Consider the following 14,010-nt stretch of genomic DNA (forward strand, 5'->3'; position numbering starts at 1 on the left):
ACAAACAACTAAAATAGACTATTATGAAAAAATTGATTTTAACCTTCAGCCTTTCTCTATTGGGATTCACAGCATTTGCACAAACTACTTATGACAAAGCAATGACAGAGAAAATTGGCAAAATAGAAACTGCAAAAACGGCAGATGAATTGACAGCGTTGACCAACGATTTCGAAAGGATCGGAACCAAAGAAAATTCGCAATGGTTGCCGTATTATTACGCCGCTTATTCAACCATTCAAAAAGGTAGAGTTTTGATGAGATCAGGCAAGACCGCAGACTTGGATCCTGTGGCAGAACAAGCAGAAAAGTACATTGCCAAAGCGGAAGCGCTTAGTCCAAACAACGCGGAAATCTACATTTTGAAGAAAATCACAAGCGGATTCAGAATGATGGTCGATCCTATGTCACGCTATATGCAAGAAGCGCCAATTGCTCAAAATGCAATATCAAAAGCAAAAGAATTGGACCCAGAAAACCCTAGGATTACGGTGCTTCTAGCAGAAGATGCTTATTTCACGCCAGAACAATACGGTGGAAGCAAACCAAAAGGCGTCGAGCTGTTCAAAAAATCTTTGGAACAATTTGCAGTTTACAAACCGAAAACAGCCTTGGATCCAAATTGGGGAAAAGCGGAAGCAGAATATTTCTTGAGTCAGAAATAAAACACAAACATTCATATTTCATCAAGTTCCTTCGTCGTTGGCGAGGGAATTTTTATTAATTTTGGGAACATTCAAAAAATTAGAAATGAAAGTAAAATCAATCTTTGCAACAGCGGCTGTTGTTTTCTATGTTGGTGCCAATGCTCAATCTATGTCAAAGTCAAATTATCCAAAAGCGATCAAAGGAAGTCAAACCGACAACTATTTCGGAACCCAGGTTGCAGATCCTTTTCGCGATCTTGAAAACGATTCCGAAGCGACCAAAAAATGGGTGGACGAGGAAGTAGCTTACAGCCAAAATTATCTTTCCAAAATCCCTTTCCGTGATCAAATCAAAGAGCAACTGAGAACCATCTGGAACTACGAGAAGATCTCTGCACCGTTCAAAGAAGGTGATTATACTTATTTCTCCAAAAACAACGGATTGCAGGCACAATCTGTGATCTACAGAACAGGTCTTAAAACCAAAGACATCGAGGTTTTCCTGGACCCAAACAAATTTTCTGAGAAAGGAACAACTTCACTATCCAATCTTTCATTCAACAAAAAAGGAACACTCGCTGCGTATTCTATCTCAGAAGGTGGAAGTGACTGGAACAAGATCATCATCATCGATGCCATTACCAAAAAGCAAATCGATGAAACCATTGTTGATGTGAAATTCAGTGGGATTGCTTGGCAAGGTGACGAAGGTTTCTATTACTCAAGCTACGACAAGCCGAAAGAAGGAACCGTTTTGTCTGGAATGACCGACAAACACAAGGTTTATTACCACAAATTAGGAACGAAGCAATCTGAGGACCAATTGATTTTCGGAGGTGAAAAAACACCGAGAAGATATCTTACTGCAGGCGTTTCGGAAGACCAGAGATTTCTGATCGTTTCCGGAGCCAATGCAACCAATGGAAATGAGTTGTACATCAAAGACTTGAAGAACGGAGGTGATTTTGTTCAGATCAACAAAGGTTTTGACATCAATGCTAATATTGTGGACACGCAAGGCGACGACCTTTTCATCTTCACAGACAAAGATGCGCCGAATATGCGATTGGTAAAAGTCAGCATGAAAAATCCAAGTCCTGAAAACTGGAAAGATGTGATCCCAGAGACTGAAAATGTACTTGGCGTTTCAGAAGGTGGCGGTTATTTCTTCGCAACGTACATGAAAGATGCGATTGATATCGTGAAGCAATTTGATAAAACGGGTAAACTTGTAAGAGACATCTCACTTCCTGGAAAAGGGAATATCTCAGGTTTCGGCGGTAAGGAAAAAGAAAAGGACATCTATTATTCTTTCACGAATTACATTACGCCTGGAACAATTTATAAGTATAATGTAGATTCTGGAAAATCAGAAGTCTATCAAAAACCGAATGTGAAATTCAATCCGGAAGATTACGTTTCTGAGCAGGTTTTCTACACTTCAAAAGACGGGACCAAAGTTCCGATGATGATCAATTATAAAAAAGGTACAAAGCTGAACGGGAAAAATCCAACCATCCTTTATTCCTACGGTGGTTTCAACATCAGTCTGCAGCCAGCTTTTTCTGTTGTGAATGCCATCTGGATGGAAAACGGCGGGATCTACGCAGTGCCAAACATCCGTGGCGGTGGCGAATATGGAAAGAAATGGCACGATGCAGGAACAAAACAACAGAAGAAAAACGTGTTTGAAGACTTCATCGCTGCTGGGGAATATCTACAGTCGAAAGGTTACGCTTCGAAGGAATATATGGCACTTTCTGGCCGTTCCAACGGTGGACTTTTGGTTGGTGCCACGATGACGATGAGACCAGATCTTGCAAAAGTGGCTTTTCCAGGCGTCGGTGTTTTGGATATGTTGAGATACAACAAATTCACGGCTGGCGCAGGCTGGTCGTACGATTACGGAACGGCGGAAGACAGCAAAGAAATGTTTGAATATTTGAAATCTTATTCTCCAGTTCATCAAGTGAAAGCAGGGATTTGCTATCCATCAACGATGATCATTACAAGTGATCACGATGATAGAGTAGTGCCAGCGCATTCATTCAAATTTGGTGCTGAGTTGCAGGAGAAACAAGCTTGTAGCAATCCCATTCTATTGAGAATTGAAAAGAATGCTGGTCACGGCGCAGGACGTTCTACAGAACAAGTTATTGGCGAAAATGCCGATCTGCTAAGTTTTGCCCTGTTTGAAATGGGAATCAAAGCTTTAAAGAAATAATTCAATAAAATATATCATCAAAATCCTGAAATTAGTTTCAGGATTTTTGATTTGGATAGCATTTTGCATTCAATCGGAGATAAAAAATTTTACAGATGAGAACAAATTACTTGATCCTAAGCGTTTCAGTTGTTTTAGCTTTAGCTTCTTGCAAAAAAAATGAGGACAGCAAAATGATGAAACAAACGTACTCCACAGACACGACGATCGTAGACGACAATGGAAAGATAGACAGTGCAACCACAACGTCATCTGAAAAAGACGTCAACGGCTCAGTGACCAAAAACTACTCTTTTCCATACAAAGCATCGGACGGAAGCCGTGCAAAAGCAACCTTCGATGACAATGGAAAATCAAAAACAGTGACGATAGAAGCCAACAGCACCAAATATGTCTTGGACTTCAAAAAGGCGACTGCCACGGGTGAACTTTACGAAAGAAATAGTATTTCCGCAGAGACCACACCAGATTCATTATTCATTTCTCAAGGTGATAATGTGATCCATTTGGGAAAAGTGAAGTAACTTACTTTGAAATCATAAAAAATCCCGGCAATTAATTGTCGGGATTTTTATTTATGTAAATTGATTTTATATTAAATCTTAGAAAGCAAATTCCTAAAACTAGTTTTCTCATCAATAATTCTTCTCAAGTCAGCCACAGGAACTCTCTCTTGTTTCATGGTGTCCCTATCTCTGATGGTCACTGTATTATCTACCAAACTATCGTGATCGATGGTAATACAAAGTGGTGTTCCAATCGCATCCTGTCTTCTGTAACGTTTCCCGATGGCATCTTTCTCCTCGTAGAACAAATTGAAATCGTATTTCAGATCGTTGAAGATCGTCTCAGCATATTCTGCCAAACCATCTTTTTTCATTAATGGAAGGATTGCTGCTTTTACAGGCGCCAAAGCTGGCGGTAAACTCAAAACTGTTCTCTCAGAGCCATCTTCCAAAACTTCATCCTTAAGACAAGTCGAGAACAAGGCCAAGAACAATCTGTCCAAACCAACGGAAGTTTCCACAACATAAGGCACATAATTCTCGTTTCTTTCCGGATCGAAATACTGTAATTTTCTACCAGAATGTGCTTCGTGAGCCTTCAAATCAAAGTCAGTTCTCGAGTGGATTCCTTCCAATTCTTTGAATCCAAATGGGAAATTAAACTCAATATCAGCCGCCGCATTGGCATAATGCGCCAATTTCTCATGGTCGTGGAAACGGTAATTTTCAGAACCCAATCCAAGAGCCAAATGCCAGTTTAGACGCTTTGTTTTCCACTGTTCGTAGAATTCCAGCTCCGTTCCTGGCGCTACAAAATATTGCATTTCCATTTGCTCAAATTCCCTCATTCGGAAGATGAACTGTCTTGCAACGATCTCATTTCTAAATGCTTTTCCAATTTGCGCAATCCCGAAAGGCAGTTTATGTCTGGAAGTTTTTTGAACATTCAAATAATTTACGAAAATACCCTGAGCCGTTTCTGGCCTCAAATATAGATCCGTCGCCGTATCAGCAGAAGCACCCAATTTGGTCCCAAACATCAGGTTGAATTGTCGCACTTCCGTCCAGTTTTTAGAACCTGTGTCTGGATCTGCGATTTCCAATTCTTCGATGAGGGCTTTCACATCAGCAAGATCTTCGTTTTCCAAAGATTTCGCCATTCTCGTAAGGATTGCCGCTCTTTTCGCACGATATTCCAAAACTCTTGGATTCGTAGCTTCAAACTCAGCTTTATCAAAAGCATCACCAAATCTCTTGGCCGCTTTCTCTATTTCTTTATTTTCTTTATCCTCAATTTTTGCGCAATAATCCTCGATCAAGACATCCGCACGGAATCTCTTTTTAGAATCCTTGTTGTCGATCAATGGATCGTTGAACGCGTCCACGTGTCCGGAAGCTTTCCAGATCGTTGGGTGCATAAAGATGGCAGAGTCGATGCCCACAATGTTTTCGTTCAGCTGAACCATCGCTTTCCACCAATATTGTTTGATGTTATTTTTCAGTTCCGCACCGTTTTGTCCGTAATCGTAGATCGCAGAAAGTCCGTCATAGATCTCAGAACTTGGGAAAATAAAACCATATTCCTTTGCGTGAGAAATCACTTTCTTGAAAACATCTTCTTGCTTTGCCATATTTAGTTTAATTGAAGTGCAAAAATAAGGATTTTGCCGGAAGTGAGATGATGGAAGATGGAAGTTTTTTTTAACCTTGAATTTTGAATTTCAAAACTTTGGATTTTTCGGAGCCGGGAACCTGCTGTCCGCTGCAATTCCTCGCGCCATGCTTTCCCATCGCTTGCTGTGGGATTTTCGCTACCATCAGGGCTAGTTACGTTTTCGGATAAAAAGAAAGCTTTATCAAAAGATATAATTTGACAAAGCTTATTTATTTTAAAAAAGAGAAAATTTAGAAATTGTAGCTCATCGCAATTCCATTTCCGCCGGATTCGATTTTGAAATAAGGCTGGAAAGCAACTGCTTCACCATTTTCTATGGCGACTGCTTTTTTTGCATTTTTATTTGCTGCCAACGCAAAAGGAATTCCAATTCCAAGAAGTCCAGCTCCAGCTGCCACAAATCCCCAACCTTCGGATTTAGCTTTGAAGGTCTGCTTGGTACCATTGACATAGACAGTTTTGTTACCACCAGCCAGTAATCTTCCAATTCCAAACCCGAGTGAAAACCCACCAGTGTAAGCAAACACTTCTCCTACGGTTTTATTGGTTCGTGTTTTTGCAAAAGCTTTTTGTGCTTCTGGATTGGAGAATACGGTTTTGTAATCTGAGAATTTGTACTTCACACCATCTTTCATCAGTCTGTTTTTCTCAAGACTTACTTGGGCGAAACTCATCTGACCCAGAATGACCGTCAAAATTAAAATCGATTTTTTCATTGGTTAATAATTTGCGCAAAAATAGAAAATTAAACCATTCATTTTTAAATCTTTTCATCCAGGTCTTTCTCGATCAATTCCAAAGAATCTATCACCTTGGAGATTTTCTCATTTTGTTTTTTGATCTGTCTTGGTCTTAAGAAAAACCAAGCAATTGCCAACCACAAAAATGTCAATCCATAAGCCAATGTTGCACCAAATGTGGACATTCTCAAGGCAAATTCATAAAAGTAAAAAGCAAAACCAGCCGTCAACAAAACATAATAAATACTAATGCCTTTCGATTGCATATAAAGCTGTTGCTTTTGCAATTTTTTCAAAGAAGCCAGATATTCCTGATTCGATATCGAAGGATTGATTGTCCGAATGACATTGACATTCTGAGAGAACAAATAAATATATAAGGCCAAAGCAACCAAAATCAAAACGATTCCAAGAGTTGTTGTAAACATCTTAAAATCTATCACATACCAAATGAAAATGATCATCACAGCCGTGATCGAAAGACTGAAGATGTGCCACATTGTAGATTGCAGTTGTTTCTTTTTGTACTTATCTGCGGTAGATTTTATTTCTTGGATGTTAGGAATTTCCGCACTTTTCTTATTCCAAATGTCTTGGAAATTGATGTTATCTGTTTGCATAATTCTTAAATTTTTCGGTTAACTTTTCTTTGATCCTGTGGATCTTGACTCTTACATTCGCTGGTGAGATCCCGACGACTTCTGCGATATCAGCCTGTTTCATCTCTTCGAGTTCCAGAGAGATGATGATCCGCTCCAATTCTGGCAATTCGGAAATGCATTGGTAAAGGAAATCTGTCATTTGATCCTGCTCGATCTTGTTGTCTTTCTCCGAGTTGTCTTTGATCTGATAAGGCAATTCACTTTTCGGCATTCGTTTTTCGATATTGATCTGCCTTAGACAAATGTTGGTCGCGATCCTGTAGATCCAGGTCCCAACCGCAGCTTCCTGCCGGAACTTCGGCAACTGCTGGAAAACCGCTACAAAGGTTTCCTGACAGAGATCTTTCGCCGCGTCATCGTCATTCACATAACCCATACAGAGCCGAAAGATCTTCTTCCAATAATCGTGGTATATGTCATCGAAGTTTATAACCTGCATTGTCTTGTTTAGAGTTTAGAGAACATTTAACCAAAAATGTTACAATCTTAGTGAAGATAGGATCTTTTTATTATTCTTAAAGAATGGGTTGAGGTGAAAATTTCTACTTTTGCCCAATGTTAGAGATTCTTTATCAAGACGACTACTTTATCGCCATCAACAAACCGAGTGGACTTTTGGTTCATAAGTCCAAATATGCTGGCCCAGCAGATGAATATGCGGTAGAGAAACTAACGGATCAAATTGGAAAAAAGGTTCATCTTGTTCATCGATTAGACCGAAAAACTTCTGGCGTTTTATTGTTTGCTTTCGATAAAGAAATGCTAAAATTATTAAGTGACCAATTTATGAATCGTGAAGTAGAAAAAAAATATCTGGCAATTCTTCGTGGTTGGACAAAAGAGGAAGAAACAATCGATTACGATTTGACCAATGAAAATGAAATCGTTCAAAACGCCATTACGTACTACAAACGATTGATGATTTCCGAAATTGATCTGCCATTTCTTAAACATCAGACCTCTCGTTATTCTTTGGTAGAAGCAATTCCTGAAACAGGCAGATTTCACCAGCTGAGAAAGCATTTCAAACATATTTTGCATCCCATTTTAGGTTGCAGAAAACACGGTTGCAATAAGCAGAACAAATTGTGGCTGAATACTTTTAATATCACTGCAATGCCTTTGCATTCTCACCAACTTAATTTTAAGCATCCCATTACCAATCAAAATATTTCCATCAATGCGAGTTTGAGTGTGAATCCTGGTTTTTTGGAAATAGGAAATATTTTGGGCTTTGATTTCAAAGCGTATATTTAGTTTTTGAAGACTATAAAAACAAAAAAAGCTTCTCAGTTCGAGAAGCTTTTCCAATTCATTTTCATCAGTTTATTTTTACTGATTATTACTTTTTGATGATCTTGCTGCTGACAATGCTGTTATCGGCGGTTACGATCTTAAGAACGTAAACACCTTTTGGCAGCTTCGAAACATTCACTTCGTTCGTGTTGCTTTCCAATAGTTTTTTGCCGTTCATATCGTATAAAGCGACAGACTTCATATTCTTGCTATCGATGTGAACAATATCTACCGTAGGATTTGGATAAACTAAAACTTTCGCTTTTCCTGTCGAAACTTCGTTGTTTGCCAAGACGTCCAGATTCAAATTATATCCCAACAGACCCAGATCGGTAGAAGCAATATAGATGTAAGCTTTCTTGTCGGAGAAATCAACGGTGATCGAATTACTTTCTGTTTCCAAAAGATCAGTTCTCGGTACTGTGGTCCAGTTCGTCCCATTGTCCACAGAATAATGAATATTGAAAATATCAAACTGACTGGTGTAAGTGGTTGACACAAGAACGCCAGGATTGATATCGGAATAGAACACTTTGTTCGCCACAAACTGGGAAACCAGATTCCAGGTCAAACCTTGATCATTAGAAACAAATACGCCTGAAGAAGTTCCTAAAGCCAGACGGTTAGTATTGTTTGGATCTTGTGTAATGTCGTAGATCGCTGTATCAAAAGTAATGTCATCGCCAATTGTAACCGCTGTCCAATTTTCGCCGCCATCAATCGTTTTATAAACTTCCGATCCGATCAGGATGAAAAACTCATTCGAGATATTATTAGGATGTAATAGTTTGAAGACCGGACTGGCTGTTGGCAAAGTAATATTGGTAACGACAATGTTGTTTTGATCATTAAAATTGATCTTGTTCAATTCACCTTGACCCCAATTGTTGAAAGTGGTCATGATCTGATTGGTAACCTGCGGATCTGGAACCACACTAGACAAACCAGCAGAGAAAGTGTTGAAGATTGGACTAAAGGTCGCGCCAAAATCATCACTCAAAGACAAGATCGATCCCATAAAACCACCTGAAAAAGAATACATACGACCTTCTTTTTTAGAATCAGGAATGTAAGCAGTCGCGTTGTTGTTGCTTACAATATTAAGCGGAACGATGTTGTGCGCGGTCTCTGTATTATTCAAAAGATTTCTATGGACAAAACCACCCTGAACACTATAGAAAAGATGTCTGGAATTTGAATTTTCAAACAGATTCACACCGCCAGTAGAACTGTAAAATGGCGTCTGGATCTGTGTTAATGTTGTCGCATTGTCCGCAGAGAACAAAGGTTTATAGTTGGAAGTAATGACCAATTCGCCTGCTTTGAAAGGATTAAAACTCGCTTTGATCCCGTAATAATAGCTGTCCAGATTATCGTAAGGATATTCTACATTCTGCCAAGTGTTTCCGCCATCTTTAGTAGAGATGATCTCATCTTCTTCCAAAACGATCACGTGGTTGTTATCGAACGGATCGAACTGGATATCAACAATGTCATTTAAAATTCCGTTGGTTCCGAAAGTGATATTCTCATCTTCCCAAGTTTCACCGCCATCAGCTGAATGGTGAAGTTTTTCAGGCGCTGCCCCAAAACTGATTCCTGTACCAGCGTAGATTTCCTCTGGATTATTCGGATTGAATTCCAAAGTGCTGAGAACACTTCCTGCTAGTTTTTCAGTAAAATTATCGCCGCCGTCGGTAGAGATCCTCAATCCACCGTAAACACCTTCACTTCCGTTTCCGTTGGCAATATAAAGTTTATTTTGGTTGACTGGTGAAAATGCGACAAAGCTGGTGATAATGTTGTTGTGGTCTGGCGAATAGTAAACTTCTTTCCAGCTCGTTCCGCCGTCATTGGTTGTGTAAACGCGATTTGCCGTTCCCCAGCCAAATGGAAACTGTGAACTTACGATGAGGTTGTTCTTGTCGCTACCGAAAAAGTTGTAGGCATTGACAAAAGGAATCTCATCAAGATTTGGTAATGAGTAGGTTTTGCTAATGGTCTTTGTAGCAATATCAAGGATATGAAGCTCGCCAATTCCACCTTGAAGTGTGGTAAAAGAAAGAAACGAACCGTCCTTACTGATATTTAATTTTGAAATACTGATTCCACCACCAGCAGATGGTAAAGAATAGAAGACATTCCAGGTATTTCCGTTGTCTTTTGAAACGACGATGTGGCTCGTGATGGTAATCGCGTAGATCGTGTTTTGTTCTTGTACGCTATAGGTCAGGTCGAAGATTCTCCCAAACTCATTTTTGCTCAAAACTTCTGTTTGGGCGTTGGCATTGCCTGTGAAAAGCGCAAGCAAAAGGCCAGCTAAAAAAGTAATTTTTCTCATATATCTAATTTTATACTCAAATGTTGTGATAAAAATTAGCAATGCAAAAAAATACAGCGGAAATAGTTGGACGACAGTTCAGAAATAGTGTGACAAATTGGCTAAAGACTTGTAATATAGTTATATAGGTCTATGTTGTCATCCTGATTCATTTTCTTGATGATGCGCTCTTTTCGCTTCCTGCAAGCCTCTGTTGTGATGCTCAGAAGGGAAGAAATCTCCTTCATCGACAGATTCATATAAACGTAAGAAAGAAAACGAAGGTCGTTCGAGTTTAGGTCGGGATGAAGTGTTTTGAGTTTGTTAATGAAACCTTGATTTACCTCTTCAAAATGGATGAAGAAACTTTCCTCCTCGCGGCTTTGTCTCTGGAAAATTTTCAGTTGTTTGATGATGTTGCTGACGTCCTGATTTTCGAAATCGTTATCCGTTTGTCTGGAAAGCGTTCTCACGAGGTCGTCTATCAATTCAATTTTAGTGGTAAGTTGAAGCGCTTTGGTGGTCAGTTTTCGATTCTTGGCTTCGATTTCGTTTTTATATTTTTCCTCTTCCAATAATGCCAGAACTTCTTTTTCTTTTAACTGATTTTCAAGAATTTCCTTGTTCTTCTTTTCTTTTTCGAGTTCCAGTTTTGCGATTTCGGCATTACTTTGTTCGATGATTTTCTGCTGTTTATTTTTAACAATGCTGTTTCTCAAGGCCCAAAAAATAATGATAACAATGAAAATCGCCAGCAAAATTCCTTTGATGAAAAAAGAACGTTCAGTTGTCAGTTTTTCCTGACTTTCCGCCAGATTTTTCTGAGATTTTTGAAGTTCAAATTTGATTTTACTATTCTCGAAAAGCTGTCCATTCTTGATTTGATTCACCGAATCTTTAATCATCATCACCGAATCTTTGTAAGCAACAGCGCGCTCAATATTGTTCGCTTTCTTGTACAAAAGACTGAATCGCTCGTACAGATTTTCCTTAAAATCATAATTCAGATTGCTTTTCTCTGCCATTTCTAGGTAATGAAAAGACTTAGGCAAATCATTTTTGTGCTCCGCAATCGATGATAAGTTGTACAGAATCTGCGTCTTATATTCCGAATGTTCGATACCATTTAATTTTGGCAGCAATTCCGCAGAGATTTTTTCTGCCTCATCATATTGTTTCAGATTGACCAATGTTTCCACCAAAGTCGCTTTTGCCAATAAAGCATAAGGCGAATTTTCTGTCAGCTTCAAAGCTTCGTCGATGAATTGTTTGGCTTTTTTATAATCCTTCTTTTCGTTGGAGACTATTGTCAGATTAATGGCGTATAAACCTTTGGAAGTGTTGTTGTTAACCTTTCCAGCCAATTCGTAAGCTTTGGTAAAATATTCTTCGGCCTTCTCAGTTTTTTTGTCTCGGGAATAGAGAATCGCGATGTTGTTTAGCACCGTCATTTCTGACTTTTCATCCAAATGGGCAACGGCAATCTTGTAGGCATCAAGATAATTATTCAGCGCTTCGCCGTAGTCCAATCGCATATAATAATTCGCGCCGATGTTGTTCGTAGCAAGGAATTCCTCGCGGTACCATTTGTTTTCCTGCGCTATTTTCCGAGTTTTGGTCAGGATTTCCAGAGATTTGGCGTAATCCTTTTTGTTCATCGCTTCCACGCCTTCAATAATCATCTTTTCACAATCTTTTGGTGTGATTGCAAATACTTGAAAAGGCAGAAACAAAAGGAAAAATATATAAACTAAACTTTTATAATACGAACGTGAAATCATTGAAGGTTTTGGATAAAATCTAAGTAAAGATATAAAGATTTTGCTTTATTTTTTTGAATTATGAAAATGCATCTTAGAAAACACAAAAGCACAAAAATAATCTCATTCATAACAGTTTTAAGGCACAAGGAAAATCGAAGATTTTAAATACTTTGTGCCGTAAAAACACAGTACATTAAAAATTGACCTTTGTGCCTTTGTGTTTAACTCATTATTAGTGATTTTTTTAATCAATTATCCTCACAAAAACTTAAATTTGTAAAACTTTTCTCCGATGTACAAAAGCCTAATTCGTCCGCTTCTTTTCAAATTCGACCCAGAAGAAGTTCATCACTTTACCTTTTCTGCCCTCAAGAATTTTGGTTTTCTGACCAAATTATTTTTACCAAAACCAATTATTGACAAACGTCTCGAGCGTGAAGTTTTCGGATTGAAATTCAAAAATCCGGTTGGTTTGGCCGCAGGTTTTGACAAAGACGCTAAACTCTTCAATGAACTTTCAGACCTCGGATTTGGCTTCATAGAAATAGGAACTTTGACACCGAAACCTCAGGCTGGAAATGATAAAAAACGATTGTTCCGATTGAAGGAAGATTCTGCTATCATCAACCGAATGGGTTTCAATAATGGTGGTGTGGACGAAGCGATTGAACGTTTGAAGAAAAATAAAAACGTTCTCATCGGCGGAAACATCGGAAAAAATAAAGTGACGCCAAACGAAGAAGCGGTCAATGATTACAAAATCTGTTTCGAAAAATTATTTCCTTACGTTGATTATTTCGTTGTGAATGTCAGTTCGCCAAACACGCCAAATCTCCGCGAACTTCAGGACAAAAAACCTTTGACAGAATTGTTGTCAACGCTTCAAAACCTCAATCTCGAAAAGCCAAAACAAAAACCAATCCTTCTGAAAATCGCACCAGATTTGACGGACGAGCAACTTTTGGATATTATTGATATCATTAAAGAAACTCAAATCGCTGGCGTGATTGCGACGAATACGACTTTGTCAAGAGAAAATTTAATCTCAGAAAACAAAACCGAAACCGGCGGACTTTCCGGAAAACCATTGACAAAACGGTCTACAGAAGTTATTAGATTTCTCTCAGAAAAAAGCGGAAAAGCTTTCCCAATCATCGGCGTTGGCGGAATCCATACAGCGCAAGATGCGATTGAAAAACTTGATGCTGGCGCGAGTTTGGTTCAGCTTTATACAGGATTTATTTACGAAGGTCCGGAGTTGATTAATGAAATCAATCGGGAAATATTAAGACGTGGCTAATTTTTTGGTTCAAAACATATTAATTTGAATTAACTTTTTAGTTTAAATCCGATGAATCCAAATCAATCATCATTAATCAATCATCACTTATGGAACTAGTCACACTCAAAATATTCAACACAGAAATAGAAGCCGAAATGCTCAAGATTTTCCTCGAAACCAACGGCGTAGAAACCTTTGTCTTCGGGAATATTTTGGCGAATACTTACAATTTGTTCAACACGACAAGTGGCGGTGTTCAGCTCAAAGTCTCAGAAAATGACTTCGAAAAAGCGAATGAGTTGATGGAAGGTTTTTACAATCAGGAATCTTAAATTTTATTCCAAATCTTTAAAAAAAACAAAAAATGCAACTTTTTTCAAGTTGCATTTTATTTATCTGAATTTTCAAAAATTCTAAGTCAAAGGCGCACCAACAGCCAAATCACAACGGTGATGAGGTTCCCCGTGAGCTGGGTTCAAAGCTGGTTTTGGTCCCAACGACTGAGCTTGCGGTGCAGGTGCAACATTTGGACTCAAAATCGATGGCGTTTGCGCTTGTGGCGTTGCTTGTTGCTGAGACGGCGCACTGTCAATTGGCGCTCCAACAGCGATTTCGCAACGGTGATAAGGTTGCCCGTGTTCCGGATTCAATGCTGGTTTTCCAGAAGTGGAAGCAACTGGAGACGCGTTCAATGGTGCTGGAGTTACCACATTGTCTGCCGTAGAAACCGACGTTGCGGAATCATTCCCAACAACTGCCGAATCGCTTTTCAAAACTTCCGCTTCGTTCGTGCTTGTCTTTGCCTTGTCACACGAATATAAAAGTGCAACGCTTGCTATAAGGATTGTTATTTTTTTCAATTTTCTAATTTTATCAAATTTAAGATTTTTAAATT

The 14,010-nt window shown here is 38.8% G+C and carries 13 protein-coding genes; 6 read left to right on the forward strand and 7 right to left on the reverse strand.

Features of this window, described 5'->3' with window-relative positions:
- Positions 1-23: 23 nt before the first annotated feature.
- The 3 genes from BMW39_RS08000 to BMW39_RS08010 all read left to right on the forward strand — a co-directional run bounded on the left by BMW39_RS08000 (position 24) and on the right by BMW39_RS08010 (position 3,395).
- Positions 24-665 carry a tetratricopeptide repeat protein gene (locus BMW39_RS08000; RefSeq protein ID WP_034973648.1) on the forward strand — a complete coding sequence of 214 codons (642 nt, stop codon included), beginning with the start codon at positions 24-26 and terminating at the stop codon, positions 663-665.
- An 85-nt stretch (positions 666-750) separates the two neighbouring features.
- The gene (locus BMW39_RS08005) at positions 751-2,871 is read left to right on the forward strand and encodes a prolyl oligopeptidase family serine peptidase (RefSeq protein ID WP_034974274.1); all 2,121 of its coding nucleotides are present in this window, start codon (positions 751-753) and stop codon (positions 2,869-2,871) included.
- A gap of 95 nt (positions 2,872-2,966) precedes the next feature.
- Positions 2,967-3,395: a hypothetical protein gene (locus BMW39_RS08010; RefSeq protein WP_034973650.1), complete on the forward strand. Its 429-nt coding sequence runs from the start codon at positions 2,967-2,969 to the stop codon at positions 3,393-3,395.
- Between the two features lie 71 nt (positions 3,396-3,466).
- On the opposite strand, the gene BMW39_RS08015 is transcribed toward BMW39_RS08010, so the two are convergent.
- The 4 genes from BMW39_RS08015 to BMW39_RS08030 form a co-directional block, all read right to left on the reverse strand.
- Positions 3,467-5,008, reverse strand: coding sequence for a glycine--tRNA ligase (locus BMW39_RS08015; protein WP_034973652.1), 1,542 nt, complete (start codon positions 5,006-5,008; stop codon positions 3,467-3,469).
- A gap of 274 nt (positions 5,009-5,282) precedes the next feature.
- Complete coding sequence (locus BMW39_RS08020) at positions 5,283-5,768, reverse strand: hypothetical protein (RefSeq protein WP_034973653.1); 486 nt, start codon at positions 5,766-5,768, stop codon at positions 5,283-5,285.
- Positions 5,769-5,812: 44 nt separating this feature from the next.
- Entirely contained in the window at positions 5,813-6,412 is a 600-nt protein-coding gene (locus BMW39_RS08025) for a hypothetical protein (RefSeq protein ID WP_034973655.1), read from the reverse strand.
- Positions 6,399-6,884, reverse strand: a complete 486-nt coding sequence (locus BMW39_RS08030; RefSeq protein ID WP_034974275.1) for an RNA polymerase sigma factor — start codon at positions 6,882-6,884, stop codon at positions 6,399-6,401. The genes BMW39_RS08025 and BMW39_RS08030 overlap by 14 nt, the downstream gene beginning before the upstream one ends.
- 125 nt (positions 6,885-7,009) lie before the next feature.
- Here BMW39_RS08030 and BMW39_RS08035 point away from each other — a divergent pair, with 125 nt between their 5' ends.
- Positions 7,010-7,711, forward strand: coding sequence for a pseudouridine synthase (locus tag BMW39_RS08035; RefSeq protein ID WP_034973657.1), 702 nt, complete (start codon positions 7,010-7,012; stop codon positions 7,709-7,711).
- Between the two features lie 85 nt (positions 7,712-7,796).
- On the opposite strand, the gene BMW39_RS08040 is transcribed toward BMW39_RS08035, so the two are convergent.
- Together BMW39_RS08040 and BMW39_RS08045 are read right to left on the reverse strand one after the other, a co-directional pair.
- Positions 7,797-10,091, reverse strand: coding sequence for a T9SS type A sorting domain-containing protein (locus tag BMW39_RS08040; protein WP_034973659.1), 2,295 nt, complete (start codon positions 10,089-10,091; stop codon positions 7,797-7,799).
- 101 nt (positions 10,092-10,192) lie between these two features.
- Positions 10,193-11,752, reverse strand: a complete 1,560-nt coding sequence (locus BMW39_RS08045) for a tetratricopeptide repeat protein (protein WP_165569336.1) — start codon at positions 11,750-11,752, stop codon at positions 10,193-10,195.
- 373 nt (positions 11,753-12,125) lie between these two features.
- Between BMW39_RS08045 and BMW39_RS08050 the strand changes: the two genes are divergently transcribed.
- Positions 12,126-13,133, forward strand: a complete 1,008-nt coding sequence (locus BMW39_RS08050) for a quinone-dependent dihydroorotate dehydrogenase (RefSeq protein WP_034973663.1) — start codon at positions 12,126-12,128, stop codon at positions 13,131-13,133.
- Positions 13,134-13,222: 89 nt separating this feature from the next.
- Entirely contained in the window at positions 13,223-13,447 is a 225-nt protein-coding gene (locus BMW39_RS08055; RefSeq protein ID WP_034974276.1) for a putative signal transducing protein, read from the forward strand.
- 81 nt (positions 13,448-13,528) lie between these two features.
- Here BMW39_RS08055 and BMW39_RS08060 read toward each other — a convergent pair whose 3' ends face one another.
- Positions 13,529-13,975 (reverse strand): hypothetical protein, encoded by a 447-nt coding sequence (locus BMW39_RS08060; RefSeq protein WP_051879837.1) that lies wholly within the window; start codon positions 13,973-13,975, stop codon positions 13,529-13,531.
- Positions 13,976-14,010 lie beyond the last annotated feature (35 nt).

The organism is Epilithonimonas lactis, assembly GCF_900110605.1.
In the GTDB taxonomy this organism is placed as follows: Bacteria; Bacteroidota; Bacteroidia; order Flavobacteriales; family Weeksellaceae; genus Epilithonimonas; species Epilithonimonas lactis.

Coding starts and splice junctions, on each gene's coding strand:
- BMW39_RS08000 (WP_034973648.1), top strand. CDS start 24: ATGAAAAAATTGATTTTAACCTTCAGCCTTTCTCTATTGGGATTCACA.
- BMW39_RS08020 (WP_034973653.1), bottom strand. CDS start 5,768: ATGAAAAAATCGATTTTAATTTTGACGGTCATTCTGGGTCAGATGAGT.
- BMW39_RS08035 (WP_034973657.1), top strand. CDS start 7,010: ATGTTAGAGATTCTTTATCAAGACGACTACTTTATCGCCATCAACAAA.
- BMW39_RS08040 (WP_034973659.1), bottom strand. CDS start 10,091: ATGAGAAAAATTACTTTTTTAGCTGGCCTTTTGCTTGCGCTTTTCACA.
- BMW39_RS08045 (WP_165569336.1), bottom strand. CDS start 11,752: ATGATTATTGAAGGCGTGGAAGCGATGAACAAAAAGGATTACGCCAAA.
- BMW39_RS08015 (WP_034973652.1), bottom strand. CDS start 5,008: ATGGCAAAGCAAGAAGATGTTTTCAAGAAAGTGATTTCTCACGCAAAG.
- BMW39_RS08010 (WP_034973650.1), top strand. CDS start 2,967: ATGAGAACAAATTACTTGATCCTAAGCGTTTCAGTTGTTTTAGCTTTA.
- BMW39_RS08025 (WP_034973655.1), bottom strand. CDS start 6,412: ATGCAAACAGATAACATCAATTTCCAAGACATTTGGAATAAGAAAAGT.
- BMW39_RS08005 (WP_034974274.1), top strand. CDS start 751: ATGAAAGTAAAATCAATCTTTGCAACAGCGGCTGTTGTTTTCTATGTT.
- BMW39_RS08050 (WP_034973663.1), top strand. CDS start 12,126: ATGTACAAAAGCCTAATTCGTCCGCTTCTTTTCAAATTCGACCCAGAA.
- BMW39_RS08055 (WP_034974276.1), top strand. CDS start 13,223: ATGGAACTAGTCACACTCAAAATATTCAACACAGAAATAGAAGCCGAA.